Annotated in this window: 18 protein-coding genes; 8 read left to right on the top strand and 10 right to left on the bottom strand. The window is 63.6% G+C overall.

Going from position 1 to position 16,292, the window contains the following annotated elements; all coding sequences use genetic code 11:
- Window positions 1–8 precede the first annotated feature (8 nt).
- The 7 genes from DT068_RS16060 (at window position 9) to DT068_RS16030 (ending at window position 6,336) form a co-directional block, all read left to right on the top strand.
- Window positions 9–299, top strand: coding sequence for a hypothetical protein (locus DT068_RS16060; protein ID WP_119390876.1), 291 nt, complete (start codon window positions 9–11; stop codon window positions 297–299).
- Entirely contained in the window at window positions 296–1,240 is a 945-nt protein-coding gene (locus DT068_RS16055) for a CobW family GTP-binding protein (RefSeq protein WP_119390875.1), read from the top strand. The genes DT068_RS16060 and DT068_RS16055 overlap by 4 nt, the downstream gene beginning before the upstream one ends.
- A gap of 121 nt (window positions 1,241–1,361) precedes the next feature.
- Window positions 1,362–2,654, top strand: a complete 1,293-nt coding sequence (locus tag DT068_RS16050) for an ABC transporter substrate-binding protein (protein ID WP_119390874.1) — start codon at window positions 1,362–1,364, stop codon at window positions 2,652–2,654.
- A 66-nt stretch (window positions 2,655–2,720) separates the two neighbouring features.
- Window positions 2,721–3,578 (top strand): ABC transporter permease, encoded by an 858-nt coding sequence (locus DT068_RS16045; RefSeq protein WP_119390873.1) that lies wholly within the window; start codon window positions 2,721–2,723, stop codon window positions 3,576–3,578.
- A gap of 8 nt (window positions 3,579–3,586) precedes the next feature.
- Entirely contained in the window at window positions 3,587–4,423 is an 837-nt protein-coding gene (locus DT068_RS16040; protein ID WP_119390872.1) for an ABC transporter permease, read from the top strand.
- Between the two features lie 20 nt (window positions 4,424–4,443).
- A complete protein-coding gene (locus DT068_RS16035; RefSeq protein WP_119390871.1) occupies window positions 4,444–5,562 on the top strand; it encodes an ABC transporter ATP-binding protein in 1,119 nt (372 codons plus the stop codon).
- Window positions 5,563–5,607: 45 nt separating this feature from the next.
- Window positions 5,608–6,336 (top strand): SDR family oxidoreductase, encoded by a 729-nt coding sequence (locus DT068_RS16030; RefSeq protein ID WP_119390870.1) that lies wholly within the window; start codon window positions 5,608–5,610, stop codon window positions 6,334–6,336.
- Between the two features lie 15 nt (window positions 6,337–6,351).
- Here the strand turns inward: DT068_RS16030 and DT068_RS16025 are convergent, their stop codons facing one another.
- The 10 genes from DT068_RS16025 to DT068_RS15980 all read right to left on the bottom strand — a co-directional run bounded on the left by DT068_RS16025 (window position 6,352) and on the right by DT068_RS15980 (window position 15,585).
- A complete protein-coding gene (locus DT068_RS16025; protein WP_119390869.1) occupies window positions 6,352–7,575 on the bottom strand; it encodes a DUF1688 family protein in 1,224 nt (407 codons plus the stop codon).
- A 10-nt stretch (window positions 7,576–7,585) separates the two neighbouring features.
- Window positions 7,586–8,449 (bottom strand): PfkB family carbohydrate kinase, encoded by an 864-nt coding sequence (locus DT068_RS16020; protein WP_162914230.1) that lies wholly within the window; start codon window positions 8,447–8,449, stop codon window positions 7,586–7,588.
- Window positions 8,450–8,454: 5 nt separating this feature from the next.
- Complete coding sequence (locus DT068_RS16015) at window positions 8,455–9,219, bottom strand: glutamine amidotransferase (RefSeq protein WP_119390867.1); 765 nt, start codon at window positions 9,217–9,219, stop codon at window positions 8,455–8,457.
- 28 nt (window positions 9,220–9,247) lie between these two features.
- Window positions 9,248–10,321 (bottom strand): phosphotriesterase family protein, encoded by a 1,074-nt coding sequence (locus tag DT068_RS16010; RefSeq protein ID WP_438816441.1) that lies wholly within the window; start codon window positions 10,319–10,321, stop codon window positions 9,248–9,250.
- Window positions 10,317–11,321, bottom strand: a complete 1,005-nt coding sequence (locus tag DT068_RS16005) for an ABC transporter permease (RefSeq protein WP_119390865.1) — start codon at window positions 11,319–11,321, stop codon at window positions 10,317–10,319. Before DT068_RS16005 ends, DT068_RS16010 begins: the two co-directional genes overlap by 5 nt.
- Window positions 11,318–12,103 carry an ATP-binding cassette domain-containing protein gene (locus DT068_RS16000; protein WP_119390864.1) on the bottom strand — a complete coding sequence of 262 codons (786 nt, stop codon included), beginning with the start codon at window positions 12,101–12,103 and terminating at the stop codon, window positions 11,318–11,320. The genes DT068_RS16005 and DT068_RS16000 overlap by 4 nt, the downstream gene beginning before the upstream one ends.
- Window positions 12,100–13,035, bottom strand: coding sequence for an ABC transporter substrate-binding protein (locus tag DT068_RS15995; protein ID WP_119390863.1), 936 nt, complete (start codon window positions 13,033–13,035; stop codon window positions 12,100–12,102). The genes DT068_RS16000 and DT068_RS15995 overlap by 4 nt, the downstream gene beginning before the upstream one ends.
- Window positions 13,036–13,105: 70 nt before the next feature.
- Window positions 13,106–14,137, bottom strand: coding sequence for a LacI family DNA-binding transcriptional regulator (locus tag DT068_RS15990; RefSeq protein WP_119390862.1), 1,032 nt, complete (start codon window positions 14,135–14,137; stop codon window positions 13,106–13,108).
- Window positions 14,138–14,307: 170 nt separating this feature from the next.
- Window positions 14,308–15,135, bottom strand: coding sequence for a hypothetical protein (locus tag DT068_RS15985; protein WP_162914229.1), 828 nt, complete (start codon window positions 15,133–15,135; stop codon window positions 14,308–14,310).
- A gap of 9 nt (window positions 15,136–15,144) precedes the next feature.
- Complete coding sequence (locus DT068_RS15980; RefSeq protein WP_119390860.1) at window positions 15,145–15,585, bottom strand: ABA4-like family protein; 441 nt, start codon at window positions 15,583–15,585, stop codon at window positions 15,145–15,147.
- A gap of 101 nt (window positions 15,586–15,686) precedes the next feature.
- On the opposite strand from DT068_RS15980, the gene DT068_RS15975 reads away from it, so the two are divergent.
- The gene (locus tag DT068_RS15975) at window positions 15,687–16,292 is read left to right on the top strand and encodes a TetR/AcrR family transcriptional regulator (protein ID WP_119390859.1); all 606 of its coding nucleotides are present in this window, start codon (window positions 15,687–15,689) and stop codon (window positions 16,290–16,292) included.

Genomic DNA, 16,292 nt, shown 5'->3' with positions numbered 1-16,292 from the left:
GCCTGGCCATGTGTTCCGCATGCGGCTTCCCGGCAACCGAGGGCCACTGGTCCGAGGCGGGAGCCGCGGATGCGCATCAGCGGCTGCGGGCCCGTTTCATTCGGGCCCGCAAGCTCAATGAAGTTCTTCGGAACTATGGGTTGTCGGCCTATGACGATGGCCAGACGCCCGGAATCCAGATCGCTGACCGCACCGGCCAGGTGATTCTGGCGCGCGATCTCGGCGAGGTGTGGATCGCGGCCGAGAAACTTGTCGGGAAGGCGATCGATCCGCTCGATCCGCGGTTCATGGCGCGATGAGCCTCACTCCGGCGAACCGGATACGCCTGAAAATCCTTTCGGGCTTTCTGGGGTCGGGCAAGACCACGTGGCTGCGCCACCAGCTGCATGAAGGCGCCTTGCGGGGCAGGGTGGTGATCGTCAATGAAGCTGCCGCCGCCGCAATCGATGACGCTTTGCTCGCCGATCTGGCGCGGGTCATCGTCATTCCGGGCGGCTGCATCTGCTGCACCAGGCAGGCCGAGTTTCTGGCCGCGCTGCGGCGGCACTGCGACCAGGCCCGGCCGCCGGACATCGTGCTCGAAACCAGCGGCCTTGCCGAGCCTGCGCGCATCGTCGAAGCCATTCGCGCCGATCCGGTCCTGGTTCACCATATGGTGATCGATGATGTGCTGGTGACCGTCGATGCTGTTCACGCGCGGGCGAGCCTCCAGAGTGATCCGCTGGTGCGCCGGCAGCTTGTGAGTGCCGATCGCCTGCTGATCACCAAGCTCGACCAGCTGGAGGAGGCCGATGTCGCGTGCCTCATCGCCACACTCAGATCGATCAATCCCGGCGCCCAGGTCACCGGCACGATCAGAGGTGAGGACGCTCGTTTGCCGGATCATGCCGGCGCAGAAGCCTTCGAATTGCCGGCGCTCGCGGGGCAGTCGGAAAAGCCGGTCGTCGCGGCCGATATTGCGATCGATCCGGCCATGGGCTGGGAGGTCTTCTCGCTCTGGCTCTCGGCTCTTCTCCATGCCAGGGGCGATGAGATCTTCAGGATCAAGGGTGTCGTCCGCACGCCCGCCGGGCGGGTGCTGCTGCAATGTGTGCAGAAGTCGGTTCTGCCGCCCGAAATCCTGCCGGAAACCCAGGCAGGCGGCGGCGATTTCGACAACCGGGTGGCCTTCATCGGGCGCGGATTCGATCAGTCCAGCCTTCAGCGCTCGATCACTGAATTTGCCGCCGACAAAACTTGAGGCTCATCAAAACGGTGCTTGCCAAAGGGGCAAAAAAGTACTGCGATATTGCCGATTGGCCGCCCACCGGCGGCCGAATGCATGGGGCTTTGGCTGATAACGATAAATTCGGGAGGTTAGGATGACTGCAATTCGGAAAGTGAAGAAGGGTGTATCCAGGCGGACATTTCTGAAAGCTGCGGCGGGCGGCGTGGCCGCGGGCAGTGGCGCCATCACCGGCTTTCCCACGATCTGGGCGCAGGCCCTGAAAGACGTCACCATTCTTCAGGTCGGCCCGGCCTATTCCGTATTCCAGGACATCGCCAATCAGGCCTCGAAGGACCTGGGCTTCAAGATCGAGATCCAGAATGCCTGGACCGATGCGCTGATGACCCGCATCGTCAACCAGCCCGAGACGATCGACATCGCCGATCTTGAGTTCTGGGGCATGCGCAAGATGTGGCCGACGGGCAAGCTGCAGGCCATCGATGTCAAGAAGATCAAGGCCTGGGAGAAGATCGAGCCGATCTTCCGGGAAGGCAAATATGCCAATGGCGAGCCTGTCTCGGCGCAGGGGACAATGCCGTTCGAGGTGACCTATGTCGAAGCGGCCGATGCCAAGGGCTTCGCGCCGCAGCGCACCGAGCTCGCGACCTGCGTGCCGACGATCTACAATGCCGACACGCTGGGGCTCCGGCCCGATCTCATCGGCCGCAAGATCGAAAGCTGGAAGGAGCTGCTCAATCCCGAATTCAAGGGCAAGACGTCGATCCTCAACATCCCGCAGATCGGCATCATGGATGCCGCCATGGCCATCGAGGCGCGCGGCGACATCAAATATGGCGACAAGGGCAATATGACCAAGGAGGAGATCGACAAGACCATCGAGATCCTCATGGCCGCCAAGAAGGACGGCCAGTTCCGCGCCTTCTGGTCGACCTTCGATGAATCGGTGAACTTCATGACGGCAGGCGAGGTGGTGCTGCAGTCCATGTGGTCGCCGGCGGTGACCGCGGTCCGGACGCGCGGCGTTCCCTGCACCTATCAGCCGCTCAAAGAAGGCTATCGCGGCTGGGGTGTCGGCATGGCGCTCGCTTCCCATCTTACCGATCTGAAGCGCGACGCGGCCTATGAATATCTCAACTGGTACCTGTCCGGCTGGCAGGGCGCCTTCATCGCGCGCCAGGGCTATTACAACATGGTGCTCGAGACCACCAAGGCTGCGCTGTCGCCCGCCGAATGGGACTACTGGTATGAGGGCAAGCCGGCGACGGTCGAGATCAAGGATCCCTTCGGCAATCTCATGGAGAAGCCGGGCGCCATCCGCGATGGCGGCTCCTATGCCGAGCGTACCGGCAATTTCGCCTGCTGGAACACGGTCATGGATGAAGACAAATATCTCGTCCAGCGCTGGAACGAGTTCATCGCGTCATAACTATTCGCCAAGGGGCCGGCGGCGGAAACCGCCGGCCATTTCGTCTGCAGGCAGTTGCCGCCACAAATGATCAATAAAGACTGGGTTCCCTATCTTCAGGTCGCGCCTTTGGCGATCCTCATGGTTCTGTTCGTCGCCATCCCGCTCGCCGTGCTCGTGACTCTGAGCTTCTGGCTGTCGGACGGCATCAGCCTGACGCCGACTTTTTCCTTCGACAATTACAAGGCCGTGCTCACCTCTTTCCTCACCTGGAAACTCCTGCTCGCGACGCTGAAATTCGCCGTCCTCACCTGGTTCTTCACCTTGGTGATCGGCTTCACCTGCAGCTATTTCCTGGTCTTCCATGTGAAGAATCTGAAGCTGCAGATCGCGCTCTTCCTGCTCTGCACCATTCCCTTCTGGACATCGAATGTCATCCGCATGATTTCCTGGGTGCCGTTTCTCGGCAAGGAGGGGCTGTTCAACAGCTTCCTGATGATGCTGGGCATCATCGACCGGCCGCTGGAGTTCCTGCTGTTCTCCGATTTCGCCGTGGTGCTCACCTATGTCCATCTCTTCACTTTGTTCATGATGGTGCCCATCTTCAATTCGATGGCCAAGATCAGCCCGTCGGTCATCGAGGCGGCAGTCGATGCCGGCGCCTCGCCCTTCATGATCCTGAAGGACATCATCATCCCCTTGACCCGGACCGGCATCGCGCTGGGCTCGGTTTTCGTCGTGACCCTCGTGATGGGCGATTTCTTCGTCATTCGGGTGATGGGCGGCGGCCAGAGCTCCAATATCGCCGCTGCGATGAAGAACAATATCGACCAGCTCTATTATCCCGACGCCGCCGCCATGGCGGTCTTCCTCATCATCGCGGTGCTGGTGCCCATCGTCGTCATCCTGCGCATCGTCGACGTGCGCGCCGAGCTGGCCCGCTAGGTGCCCTGATGCAGTCCTCATCCCCCAAGCGAAAAACTTCCTTCTACCTCCTGGCCGGCTTCTTCGGGCTCTTCATCCTGTTTCTGTATGGCCCGATGCTGTCGATCTTCATCCTGTCCTTCCAGGGCGTGCAGGGCAGCATGACCTTCCCCTTGCGCGATGCCTCGACCCATTGGTTCGGCGATCTTTTCACCAGCACGCGCTATGGCGACCTGGGCGGGGCTTTCCGCCGTTCCATGATCATGGCGATCGCCGCTCTGGCCCTGACGGCGGTCATCTGCTTCTTTGCCGGTCTGGCTTTCCGCAAGCGCTTCTGGGGATCGGGGCCGATCTTCTATCTGGCGATCGTCAGCCTCGTCATTCCCGGGCTCCTCTTGAGCTTCGGCATCGGCCAGATGTTCCAGCTCTCGGGCATGCCCCTGCACTGGATGATCTCGGGCCTCGGCGCCCATCTGTCCTGGACGCTGCCTTTCGGCCTTCTCATTATGTTCGCCGTGCTCAACCGCTTCGACAGCTCCTGGGAGGAGGCGGCGCGCGATGCCGGCGCCACGCCGTCGCAGATCCTGCGTTATGTGACCTTGCCGATCCTGTTCCCTGGCCTCATCGCCGTGGCGCTGTTCGGCTTCACTCTGTCCTATGACGAATTCCCGCGCTCGCTCCTGACGCTCGGCACCCGCAATACGCTGCCGCTGGAGGTCGCCAATATGACATCCAGCGTCACCACGCCGGCGCTCTATGCCATCGGCACGATCACCACGGTCATCAGCCTCGTCGTGATCGCCGTCGCCTTCTCGGCGATCGCCATCGTCCAGCGCCGGCGCAGCAAGCGCATGGCAACTTCTTGAAAGGGTCCGGGTCGAGCGTGATGAGTGCCAAGGGTGAAATCAGGATCGAGAAGATCAGCAAGGCCTTCGGTTCCCTGCTGGCGGTGAAGGATGTCGATCTGTCGATCCCGGCAGGTTCCTATTGCTGCATGCTGGGACCTTCGGGCTGCGGCAAGACCACCTTGCTGCGCATGATCGCCGGCCATGAGACGCCGACATCGGGGCGCATACTGATCGGCGGCGAGGATGTCACCGACGTGCCGACCGGCAGCCGCGGCACCGCGCTCATGTTCCAGAACTATGCCCTGTTTCCGCATCTCTCCGTCCTCGACAATGTGGCCTTCAGCCTGAAAGTGCAGGGCCAGGGCACGGCCCAGCGCCGCGACCAGGCGATGAACATGCTGAAGCGGGTGCAGCTTTCGCATCTGGCCGAGCGGGTGCCGGCGCAGCTCTCGGGCGGCCAGCAGCAGCGCGTCGCCCTGGCGCGTGCGCTGGTCACCAACCCGCAGGTGCTGCTGCTCGACGAGCCCCTGTCGGCGCTTGATGAGTTCCTGCGCCTGCGCATGAGGAGCGAGCTCAAGCGGCTGCAGACCGAGCTCGGCATCACCTTCGTTCACGTGACCCACACCCAGCCGGAAGCGATCGCGCTCGCCGACCAGGTGATCATCATGGATCACGGCGTCGTCGAGCAATCGGGCCATCCGCGCGAGATCTACGACCAGCCGCACAGCCCCTATGTGGCGCGCTTCATGGGCGGGCAGAATGTGATCTTCGGCACCGTCGGGACGAAGGGCAAGGACGGTTTCGCGGTCACCGACGAGGCCGACAACAAATACAAGCTCGATTCGGCGCTGGCGCTCGCCAAGGGCCAGAAGGTCGCCTTCGCGGTGCGCCGCGACGGGGCCAAGCTGGCGAGCGGCAAGGGCAGGTCCGACAACGCCATCAAGGGCGAGATCCGCAACATCGAATATCAGGGGACCTTCGTCAAAGTGGCGCTCAAGACCTGCCAGAAGGACGAGTTCCTCGTCTATCTGAGCGACGGCGAATACTTTGCCAGCCCACGCAAGGTCGGCGAGACCGTTTCCGCAATCTGGCCGATCGAGCGCAATCACTATCTCGAGGGTGAGAACAATTCTTCCGGCGATCCGACCGGCCATTGATCCGCGCATCTGCTTACTGTCCCTGTTTCCAGAAGGAGGACGATTTTGTCGCAATCGCTGCAGGGGAAGAGCGTCCTGGTGACGGGGGCGAGTTCGGGCATCGGCCGCGCTGCTGCCCGGGCTTTCGCCCGCGAAGGCATGCGGGTGGCGCTAAGCGCCCGTTCGCAAGACAAGCTTGATGCGCTTGCCGCTGAGCTTGGCGGTGGTGCCGTCGCGATCGCGGCCGATCTCACCGTGCCGGCCGATGTCGATCGGATGGTCGCCGAGAGCATTGTCCGGCTTGGCGGGATCGACGTGCTGTTCGCGAATGCCGGTGTCTATATCCACGGCAAGGTTGCCGAAGGCGAGCCCGACGAATGGGACAATCTCCTGATGCTCAATGTGAACTCGGTGTTCCGGGCGATCCGCGCCGTCCTGCCGCATATGCAGAAGCGCAAGAGCGGCGACATTATCGTGACCAGCTCGATCTCTGCCTATCAGGCGCTGCATTTCGAGCCTGTCTACAGCGCCTCGAAACACGCCGTGAATGCTTTCGTGCATGGGCTCAGGCGCCAGCTCATTCCGGATAACATTCGCGTCGGCGCGCTGGCGCCGGGAACGGTGCTCAATGAGCTTTGGGGATTTCATGACCCGGCCGAGATCGACAAGAAGGTCGCGGATCGATCAGGTCTCCGCTCGGAAGATGTCGCCGAGGCTGCAGTGTTTATGCTGACGAGGCCCGCCAATGTTGCGATCCGCGATCTCGTCATACTGCCGCAAGCCCTGGACTTGTGAGGGGGCTAAACCTGCTCAGAATGTCGTCCCGTCAGTGGCGATTTTGAGCGGTGGCGATCCATCCTGCCTGAGCTCGCGCGCGATGCGCCTTCCCGCCGCCCAGCTTCCGCCTTCCAGCATCGAGGTGATGGGGAATTGCTCAGGGCCGACGCCCAGCTCCTGGCGTACCAGCGGCACGAGCCTGTCGAGCAATGCAATGGTGAGCGCCCGCCATTCGACGATGAGAGGTGAAGCCACGTCATGGAGCCGTTCTGCTTGCGCCGCCTCGCGCAGGCGCAGCACGTCCATGTCGATGAACAGCCCACCGTTGCGGTATTCGGCGAGGCCCGTCAGCTCATCGAGCTGGGTGACGTCGAGGCCACGCGCGCTCAGAGGCTCGATCAGCGAATAGGTCAGCCATTGCGAGAGCTTGTGGAAGGGGACAAGGTCGGATAACGGTTCCACCGGCCGCTTCCAGCGCTCATAGAGCCAGGTATCGCCGAGCGGTGCGCCGCCAATAGTGAGGCGGCTCGGCCAGATCGTGCCCAGATTGTCGAGGAGTGCGCGCAGGATATCGGGTGCTGCGATTTTCCCATTCGATACGCAAGCGAGGCTGTCGGCAAGACCGCCAGGCCGCGCAGTATCCTTAAGCGCGAAGATGGAAGGCCTGGCCAGGCAGGCTTCACCGAGCCGGTTGAGCAAAGTCACCCGGCCTTCGATGCCGGCGAGAGGATTTGTGCCACTGACCTGGAAAGCCTCTTCGAGATCACTCTCCGTGAAGCGAACGAGGCGTTCCGCGTCGACACGCCATGGATCGGAAAGATCATTGGACAACGCACCGCGGGCGACCAAATGGAAGCTTGCGACGCCAAGGCCTTCCGAGGAAGCAAAGCTCCTGGCCGTCCCGGGTTCGGTGAAGGACCAGCGTCCGCCGCTTCCCGCATCGAGCAGCACCGAGACGATGGCGAGATCGAAGGCGGCACGCGCCTGGTCGGCTGCCGCTGCCCATTTACGCCGTCTGATGGCGTCTTCCCAGCGACCGATGCCGCCCGCCTCGAAATGGCGCCAGCGCGAATGGAAGGGTACTTTCAGCGTGGGGTAATTCTCCCGTGTCACCTGGACGACGAAGCGGGCGACCTTGGGCAGTTGATCGGGATCGACCGTCCAGTGATCGAGTTTTCCGGCAAGGCCGTCTTCCAGCATGCGATGGGCGGCGCTGCGCACGGCCGAGGAAGAGAGGAGGGTGGAGGCATCTGCCATGAGCGGTCTTTCAGGATGAAGCGACATGACGGCGAAAGCCTGCGATCGCCGATCTGTCGGGAAAGGCCGAGAGCGTGCCATGGCGGGTCGTCTTGTCGCTGGCGGCGAGGACGGCAAGCCGGGCGGCCTTCCCGGCATCGCCGGTCGTGAGCCATTCGGCGATGAAGGTGCCGGCAAAGACATCTCCCGCGCCGGCGGCAGACATCGCGCGCACCTTCGGCGCAGCAATATGGATGTCGGCGCCGCTTTGTTTCACAAGACAGCCCCTATCGCCGAGCGTCACCACTTTGAGCCGCGCCGCATTTTCCTTGAGCGCATCGGCTTCGACCTGATTGGCGATGATGAGATCGACCTGCGGCAAGTCCCTGAACCAGTGCTGGAAGGGCGAGGGGTTGAGCGCCACCCGCATGCCTGCCTGCCGGGCCATGTCCATGGCGTGGAGGGTCGTCTCCTCGCTCAGATTGCCCTGGAGCAGCAGGAGATCGGCACTGGAAAGTGTGATCTCCGCCGGCATCAATGACAGCGCCTGGCCGGTATTGCTGATGATGACATTCTCGCCCTCAGGCTCGATCAGGAGCAGCGATGAATCGCTTGCGCCCTCATGCACGATGAGGCCGCTTCCCGCCATGCTTTCGCTGGCAAGCGCGACTTTGATCCGTTCCGCCGCTGCATCACGGCCGATGACGGCGATCAGCTGCACGTCCGCACCCGCACGCTCCGCGGCGATGGCCTGATTGAGGCCCTTGCCGCCGAGATCGGTCTCGACCTTTTGCGCGATCAATGTCTCGCCGGGTTTCGGCAAGCTGTCCAGATGATAGACGACATCGAGGCAGGCATTGCCGACCACCACGACCTTTGGTGACGTGCGGGCCAAGCGCGTTATTTGCCGGTGAGCCAGGCGAGCGACTGGCGCCACAATTTGGCGTAACCCGGCCAGTTGACGAAGCTGGTCGGCAGCCAGTGCGGCCCGATATCGGAGGTCCAGGCCAGACTGCGGCCCTTGCCATGCGTGCCGGTCACCAGCAGCGGATGCCCGCCCTGGTCGTCGGGCAGGCGGGCAATGATCTCGGACCCTTTCTTCGGCGTCACTTCATTGACGCCGAGCAGAGCCGGCCACGGCTTGGGCAATCCGGCGACGATCGGATGATCGGGCTTCAGCACTTCGGCAATGATGCCCTCCGGCGCTTCGACACGGTCGTCATAGGGCAGGCACGTGACCGGCAGGGCATCCTCGACCGGCGTGCGCCGCCAGCGGGCGCGCCCGTCAATGCCCTGGAAGGAGAAATAGCCGCCGATCATCATCAGGCCGCCGCCCTGATGCGTCCAGTCGCGGATGAGCTTCAGGCGGTTGGGCACCGTCTTGCCGGCGAGCCACACATCGGGCGGCAGGAGCAGCGTGTTGGCGCCGACATCGGAAATGATGATCGCTTCATATTTGGCGAGCCCGTCCATGGTGAAGGGTAGGCGCTCGGATGCCTCATGCGCCGGCATGTAGGTGAGGTTGAAATCGCTGTCCTTCAGCGCCGCGACCAGGGGCTCGGCGCCCAGATGGAAGGTGACGCTCGAAAACGTGTCCCAGCCCTTGTAGTGGTTGGCAGCACTCACCCAGCTTTCGCCGACGAGCAGTACATTCTTCTTGGTCAATGTGGCCTCCTGGTAGATGAGATGGTTGTCAGGCGCTGAAGACGCGCCGCGGATTGTCGATGAGCATGGTCGAGATCTGCTGGTCGCTCACGCCATGGCGCCGCAGCCTTTCGGCGAAATGGGTGACGACATAGGCATAGCCGAAGCCGCCATAGTGGGTGAGCATCATCTTGATGAAGACATCCTGTGACAGCAGGAGGCGCTCGAGGAAGCCCATGTCGATGAGCCGCTTGATGGCGCGCGCATTGTCCTCGTCCGACGGGCACTGCACCTGCTGGTCGGCATACCAGTAATCCATGCCGATCATGTCATATTCGATGAAGGCGCCGCGCCTGGCGCAAGACGTCTGATAGTCGACATCCAAGCCGGAGGGGTTCATGTGGCAGAGGATGGTGTGCGATAGATCGCCACCTTCCTCGGCGATGATGTCGAGCACGCGCCCGCCATGGCGGAACCAGGCCGGCAGATGCACCATGATCGGCAGCTTCGTGCGCGCCTGCGCCTCAGCCGCCCCGCGCAGCGATTTCTCCTCCTCGGAGGTGAAGTCGCCCGACACGCCGATCTCGCCAATGAGGCCGATCCTGGCGTCCGTGCCGTCGACACCATCGAGCGCATCGCGCACGATCTCATCGGCGACGTCTTTCTTGCTCATGCGCTTGAGCCCGGGCGGATGCGAGGCCTTCAGGTAGTAGCCCGAGCCCATCACGATCTGGAGGCCTGATCCGGCGGAGATATCGCGCAGCTTATGGGGCGAGCGGCCGATGCCGCGGCAGGTCGGATCGACAATTGTCCGCCCGCCCGCCTTCTTGAGCGGCGCCAGCTCGGCAATGGTGAGCCGGTGATCGTCGAGCGCGCAATTATGCCAGTTGACGAAGGGATCCATGCGAAGCTCGCCCAATATGCCGGCATGGACGGGCTCGCTGCCGAGATGCGCGCGTTCCGGCTCCTTGGGCGGGTTCCACCAGCAGCGGCAGTCATTGACGAGATGCTCATGCATCAAGGTGACGCCCATCTCTGATGTGGGGATCGGCCCGTTGACCGTCATCACCAGGCCGGAGCCGATATGGGCCTCAGACAATTCCGTCATGGCATATTCCTCAATTTGCCCGTTTCGAGCTGCTGGCCAGGCGCGAGAACACCTGCGCATTGAGCCACACCGCCAGCAGGATGATGGCACCGGTCACGATCTGGGTGAAGAAGGGCGACACATGGGCGAGGATAAGCCCGTTGCCGATCACCCCGATGGTGAGAGCGCCGAGCACGGTACCGAAGATCGAGCCGCGTCCGCCCATCAGCGAGGTGCCGCCCAGAACAACGGCGGCGATGACCTCGAGCTCGAAGCCGACCGCCGCATTGGAGCTGCCGGAGCCGAGGCGTGCCGCGATGACGATGCCGGCAACCGCCGAGGCGACGCCGGTCAGCACATAGACCCACAGGATGATGCGCTTGGTCGCGATGCCGGAGCGGCGCGCCGCCTCCTGGTTGGCGCCGATGGCGGTGACATAGCGCCCGAAGCGCGTGCCCCAGAAGATGACGAAGCCCAGGACCGCGACGATCAAGGCGAGCCAGGTCGGCGCCGGCACGCCCAGGAACCAGCCGCGCCCGATGCTGACGAAGCCGAGATCGGTCGAGATCGGGATGGAGAAGCCCTCGGTCATCAGAAGGGCTATGCCGCGCAAGGCGGAGAGCCCGGCAAGCGTCACGATGAAGGCCTGGATGCCTTGATAGGCGATGAACCAGCCTTGCGTGGCGCCGAGCGCGGCCCCGAGCAGGATGAGACCGATGACGGCAAGCGGCCAGGGCATGCCGGCCTGGAGAAGAATGGCGGCCGAGGCGTTGATGAGGGCGACGACCGAGCCGACCGAGAGATCGATGCCGCCGGTGGTGATGACGAAGGTCATGGCGGTGGCGACGATCAGGATCGGCGCCGTCTGGCGCACCAGATTGAGAATATTGCCGGCCGACAGGAAGACCGGGCTCGCGATCGAGAAGATCACCACCATGATGAGGAAGAAGCCGGCGATCGAGAGAAGCTGGGCATGGCTGCCGAGCAGGTCGGCCAAGCGCGAGCCCTGGGGCCTCGAGGAATAGGCGCCGCTCATGCCTTGCCTCCCGTGCCATGGCCCTTGCCGACGATCAGGCTGACGAGGTCGGTGAGGTCGGTTTCGGCGATGCTGCGCTCGGCCACTTTCAATCCTTCATACATGACGACGATGCGGTCGCAGACATTGAACAGGTCCTGCAGGCGGTGGGTGATGAGCACCACGGTGACGCCCTTGGCTTTGACGCGGTTGATGAGGGAAAGCACCGCTTCGACTTCCTTCACCGCCAGCGCCGAGGTCGGCTCGTCCATGATGAGCACATGCGGATCGAAGGCGGCGGCGCGCGCAATGGCGATCGACTGGCGCTGGCCGCCCGAAAGCTGCGCCACCAGCGCGTCGAGATTGGGGATCTTGATCTCGAGCCGTTCCAGCATGGCGCGCGCACCCTCGCGCATCGCCTTGCGGTCGAGGAAGGGGCCGCTCAACGGCTCGCGGCCGAGGAAAAGGTTGCCGGCGACATCGATCGTGTCACACAGAGACAGGTCCTGATAGACCATCTCGATATGGTGCTTGCGCGCATCGGCCGGCGTCGCGAAGCGCACGGTTTCGCCATTGATGGCGATCGATCCTTCATCGGGCACATAGGTGCCGGAAATGATCTTGGTGAGAGTCGACTTGCCGGCGGCATTGTCGCCGACCAGGCCGACACATTCGCCGGGATAGAGGGCGAGGTCGACGCCCCTGATCGCCTCGACGCTGCCGAAGCGCTTCCTGATGCCCGACAGCGCGATGCGGGGATGAGGGGCGGCTTGCGCCGCCCCCGATGCCTGAATGCCGGTCATTTGAAGACGGAGCGATAGGGCTCGACATTGTCCTTGGTGACGATGGTGATCGGCACCGGAATGGTGGCCTCCACACTCTCGCCCTTGGTCACCTTGACCAGCGCGTCGACGGCGGCGCCGCCCATGCCGGCCGGATCCTGCTGCACCACGCCGACCACATAGCCGGCATCGATGCCCTTGATCGCCTGGGCGGTCAGGTCCCAGCCGAACACCTTGATCTGGCTTTGCTTGCCCTGGCTCTCGACCGCGGCAACCGCGCCAAGCAGAGCCGGCTCGCCTGTCGCATAGATCGCATTGAGATCGGGATTGGCGGTGATCAGGCTTTCGGCGGCGGCAAGGGCTGAGTCCTGCACGTTGCGGCCATCGACGACGCCCGCCGTCGTGACGCCCGAGTTTCCCTTCACCACATCCTCGAAGCCCTTCTGGCGGATATTCTGGATGGTCGAGTTGAGCGCGCCGACAATGCCGAGCTTGGCCTTGCCGCCCATGCTGTCGGTCACGTATTTGTTGAAGAACTCGCCCATGGCCTTGCCGGCGCCTTCATTGTCGACGCCAACCTGCGCCTTCTGCGGACCGGCGGGAAGGACTGCATCGACCGCGGTGACGGGAATGCCCGCCGCGGCCGCGGCATTGACCGCCGGCATGATGCCATTGGTGTCGATGGCGACGACGACGATGCCCGCCACCTTCTCCTGGATATAGGTCTCGATGGCGTTGTTCTGCGCTGCCGGATCGTTATTGGCGTTGAAGATGACGAGCTTGACGCCCGCCGCATCGGCCGCCTTCTGGGCGCCCTCATTCATCTGGGTGAAGAACAGCGCCTGCTGGTTGATCTGCACCAGTGCGATGGTCTTTTCCTGCGCCTGGGCCGTTCCGAGCGAGAGCGCCAGGGCGGCGCCCGCAACCGACAGCATTATTTTTCTGCGTGTCATACTCATGTTTCAGTCTCCCTGTGTTCGACGCCAGGGCAACGGCCCCGGCTCATCGATTTCGTGCGGGGCATCACCCCGGAGCTTTCTCAACGCGTGGTGCGGCAACCGAGCCGCGCCTGACGAGCTCCACCGGCAGTCTGGTGCGGAGGGGCTCGAAAGGAGCGCCATTGATCATGGCAAGCAGGCGTTCGGCGCCGCGCCGGCCCAGATCATCGATCGGCTGCGCGATCGAGGTCAGCGGCGGGCCCAGAAGGTCATTGATCGGCATGCCGTCGAAGCCGACCAAAGAGATATCCTGCGGGATCGCGACATTGTGGCGGCGCGCCTGGGTCATGACGCCGAGCGCCACGGCATCGCTGCCGGCGAAGATCGCGGTGGGGAGGGGATCGATGGCGAAAAGCTGGACCGCGTCGCGGGTGGCAGGCTCGACTTCATATTCGGTGAAGACATGCCATTGGGGCTCGGGGGTGACGCCGATCTCGGCCAGCGCGCGGCGCCAGCCAAGTGCCCGCTCATGGGCGCTCATGACGCCTCTGGGTCCGCCGATATGGGCGATGCGGCGATGGCCGTGGTCGATGAGATGGCGCGTCGCCTCATAGCCGCCGAACTCGTTCTCGACGAAGAAAGCCGGCGCAACGCCGCCCACCACATCCTCATCGATGATGACGACGCGGCCCGGCATCGCCTTGATGCGCTCGGCGAGCCTGCCGTCATCTTCGTGATTGGTGATGAGGAGGAGACCGTCAATATAGCCGGCGCGCAGGCGGTCGAAACAGGCGAGCTCGCGCTCGATGCGGTTGCGCGACGACCAGATCACCGTGTCATAGCCGGAAGCGACGGCGAGGCGTTCGGCTTCGCCGGCAAGCAGCGCGAAGAAGGCGTTGGAAATGTCAGGCACCACGATGCCGATGGCCTCGGCCTTGCCTTTCGACAGGCGGCGCGCCTGGGCATGCGGCTGGTAGTCGAGCGCCTTCACCGCGGCGCGGATGCGGGCACTGGTCGCTTCCGGCAGTTCCAGTCCGCCATTGAGCCAGCGCGAGACGGCGGTCGGCGAGACCTGCGCCTGTTTCGCGACATCGCCAATGGTGGCTTTGCGGCTCATCTGATCCCGGACGGCTCCCTGAAGTGGTTTTGTAAATCGCTTTAGTAAAGCGTGTTACAAAACGCATCCTTCGTCAAGAGGCGCGTCGGAAATTTTCCGGGAGGTGCTTTTGAGGGGCTCAAAGCATTTGCAAAATCAGATGGTTGACCCGCGATGAGCCATGGCTGTCGTCAGAAGGCGACGAACGGCCTTCCGGCGAGAGCCTGGAAAAAGACCGCGAAAGTCAGCCCGATCCAGACGACAGCCGCCAGCCAGATGAGGCTGCGGGTCTGCAGCGCCGGGAGGTCGCGCAACAGGAAGCCCAAGACCGGCAGGGCCTGCATCACATGGAGCCCGAAGAAATGCGCAACCCTGAGATCGCCGCCCGTGGTCGACCAGTGGAGGAAGGGAAGGCCCGTGGCATCGCTCTGGTCGCCGCCGACCCAATGGCTGCCTTGTCCGCTCATATAGCCACCGAAGATGAGGGCAAGCACGCCTGCGAGGATGAATCCCCATCCCGTCGCGAAGGAGAGTGCCGAAGCGGGCGCCCGCCTGAGGATGCGCCAGCCGAAATAGCTGGTCGTGACGGCGAGTGTCGCAGCCCCCAGCCCCATCAGCAGATAGAGAAGCCAGTTGAGCGTCGTCGTTTCGTTGAAATGCGATGCCTCGCCGCGCGCCGCCCGGAAGGCGATGTAGATCATCTCGCCGATGGCGGCGGCGAGGAAGATCAGGCTTGCGGCTTTTATGGCGGGTGCCCGGCGCTCTCTTTCCGGCAACAGCGCCAGGCCGAAGGCGATGGTCGCCATCTGCAGGCTGAGGGACAGGAAGAACTTGGCCGGCTTCTCCCATACGCTGACGCCGTTGAAGAGGCGACCGTCGATGAAGGTGCCGGCATAGAGGACGATGAACAGGAAAAGGAAGACAAGCGCCGAGCGCCACAAGAGCGGCGAACCGCTGCCGGCGTGGCGCATGATTTGCGGCAAAGCGTGCCGGCTGGCGCTCGAAACTGTTGCGGTCATGGCGAACTCCTAGGCGGTTGCTTTGGAACGAAGCCTCGGCGCGATGACGCGCACCGCTTCGAAGACGAGCCAGCCGATGGGGCCGAAAAGGAAGGTCAGCGGCAGGATGGGCACGAGGACGAGGCGCGGCAGGCCTTCGTCAAAAGCCTTGCGCGCGATCATGGCCCCGATCGCCAGGTCGAAAGCGAGATAATGCACCCAGCCGGCGAGCAGCAGCCAGGGATTGGCGAACAGGCGGGCGACATCACCGAGGCTGCCGAAGCCGCCATCGGAGCCCGGCCAGAAGAGGAGGATGAGCCCGGTATAGACCACGGCAAGGAGGCCGGGGACGATCCGCCCGGCAGCAAGATCGCGCAGCGCGCCATTGTTGAGGACAATGCCCGCCGCAAGCACGGCCCAACCGGCGAGGGCGGCGAGATTGGCAGTCGAAAACAACGTTTCAAGTGTCATGCCCGGCTCCGATCTTGACAGTGACAAGAATGAAGCGCTCAAATCTTGTCATTGTCAAGATAGATTTTGACAGTGTCTGGATTGCGGTGTAGGGGGAACCCATGCCGGCCCGCAAGCGACCCAAGACCTACCACCATGGCGACCTACGCGAGGCCTTGGTCACGGCCGCGGTCGCGCTGCTGGAGGAGAAAGGCCTAGCGAGCTTCACCTTGCGCGAATGCGCCCGCCGCGCCGGCGTGTCGCATGCCGCGCCCGCCCATCATTTCGCCACCGCCGCCGATCTCCTGGCCGAGATCGCGGCGCGGGGCTTCGAGCGTTTCGTTGCGGCGCTCGGCAAGGCGGCGGATGCGGCGGATGCATCGCCGGCGGCGCGGCTGGCCGCCATGGGGCAGGCCTATGTCGGCTTCGCGCTCGCCAATCCCGCCGTCTATGGCCTCATGTTCCGCGCCGGCGCCGGCCCGCTGCAGTCACCGCATCTCAAGACCGCCGCCTCGGCGGCCTGGCAGCAACTCTGCGACAGCGTTGCCGCGGTGCTGGGACCTGAGCGGCGCGATGAGGTGACGGCCAAGGCGGCGGTGGTCTGGGCGCTGGTTCACGGGACCGCCACGCTGTTGCTTGACCGCAAACTGCCGCCAATCCCCGCACGGGACATGGATCCGGTCGCGCAGATACCCTCGTCGCTTTCCGGCCTGTTGCGGGCGAACTGA

Origin of the sequence: Taklimakanibacter lacteus, from assembly GCA_003576695.1 — a bacterium.
Taxonomy (GTDB): domain Bacteria; phylum Pseudomonadota; class Alphaproteobacteria; order Rhizobiales; family Aestuariivirgaceae; genus Taklimakanibacter; species Taklimakanibacter lacteus.
The sequence above is the reverse complement of the archived record's forward strand: the minus strand, read 5'-3'. Positions and strand labels throughout refer to the sequence as shown.

Excerpts from the sequence above, each read along its gene's own strand:
- DT068_RS16060 (WP_119390876.1), top strand. The coding sequence starts at position 9 with ATGTGTTCCGCATGCGGCTTCCCGGCAACCGAGGGCCACTGGTCCGAG.
- DT068_RS16055 (WP_119390875.1), top strand. The coding sequence starts at position 296 with ATGAGCCTCACTCCGGCGAACCGGATACGCCTGAAAATCCTTTCGGGC.
- DT068_RS16050 (WP_119390874.1), top strand. The coding sequence starts at position 1,362 with ATGACTGCAATTCGGAAAGTGAAGAAGGGTGTATCCAGGCGGACATTT.
- DT068_RS16045 (WP_119390873.1), top strand. The coding sequence starts at position 2,721 with ATGATCAATAAAGACTGGGTTCCCTATCTTCAGGTCGCGCCTTTGGCG.
- DT068_RS16040 (WP_119390872.1), top strand. The coding sequence starts at position 3,587 with ATGCAGTCCTCATCCCCCAAGCGAAAAACTTCCTTCTACCTCCTGGCC.
- DT068_RS16035 (WP_119390871.1), top strand. The coding sequence starts at position 4,444 with ATGAGTGCCAAGGGTGAAATCAGGATCGAGAAGATCAGCAAGGCCTTC.
- DT068_RS16025 (WP_119390869.1), bottom strand. The coding sequence starts at position 7,575 with ATGGCAGATGCCTCCACCCTCCTCTCTTCCTCGGCCGTGCGCAGCGCC.
- DT068_RS16005 (WP_119390865.1), bottom strand. The coding sequence starts at position 11,321 with ATGAGCGGCGCCTATTCCTCGAGGCCCCAGGGCTCGCGCTTGGCCGAC.
- DT068_RS16000 (WP_119390864.1), bottom strand. The coding sequence starts at position 12,103 with ATGACCGGCATTCAGGCATCGGGGGCGGCGCAAGCCGCCCCTCATCCC.
- DT068_RS15995 (WP_119390863.1), bottom strand. The coding sequence starts at position 13,035 with ATGACACGCAGAAAAATAATGCTGTCGGTTGCGGGCGCCGCCCTGGCG.
- DT068_RS15990 (WP_119390862.1), bottom strand. The coding sequence starts at position 14,137 with ATGAGCCGCAAAGCCACCATTGGCGATGTCGCGAAACAGGCGCAGGTC.
- DT068_RS15985 (WP_162914229.1), bottom strand. The coding sequence starts at position 15,135 with ATGACCGCAACAGTTTCGAGCGCCAGCCGGCACGCTTTGCCGCAAATC.
- DT068_RS15980 (WP_119390860.1), bottom strand. The coding sequence starts at position 15,585 with ATGACACTTGAAACGTTGTTTTCGACTGCCAATCTCGCCGCCCTCGCC.
- DT068_RS15975 (WP_119390859.1), top strand. The coding sequence starts at position 15,687 with ATGCCGGCCCGCAAGCGACCCAAGACCTACCACCATGGCGACCTACGC.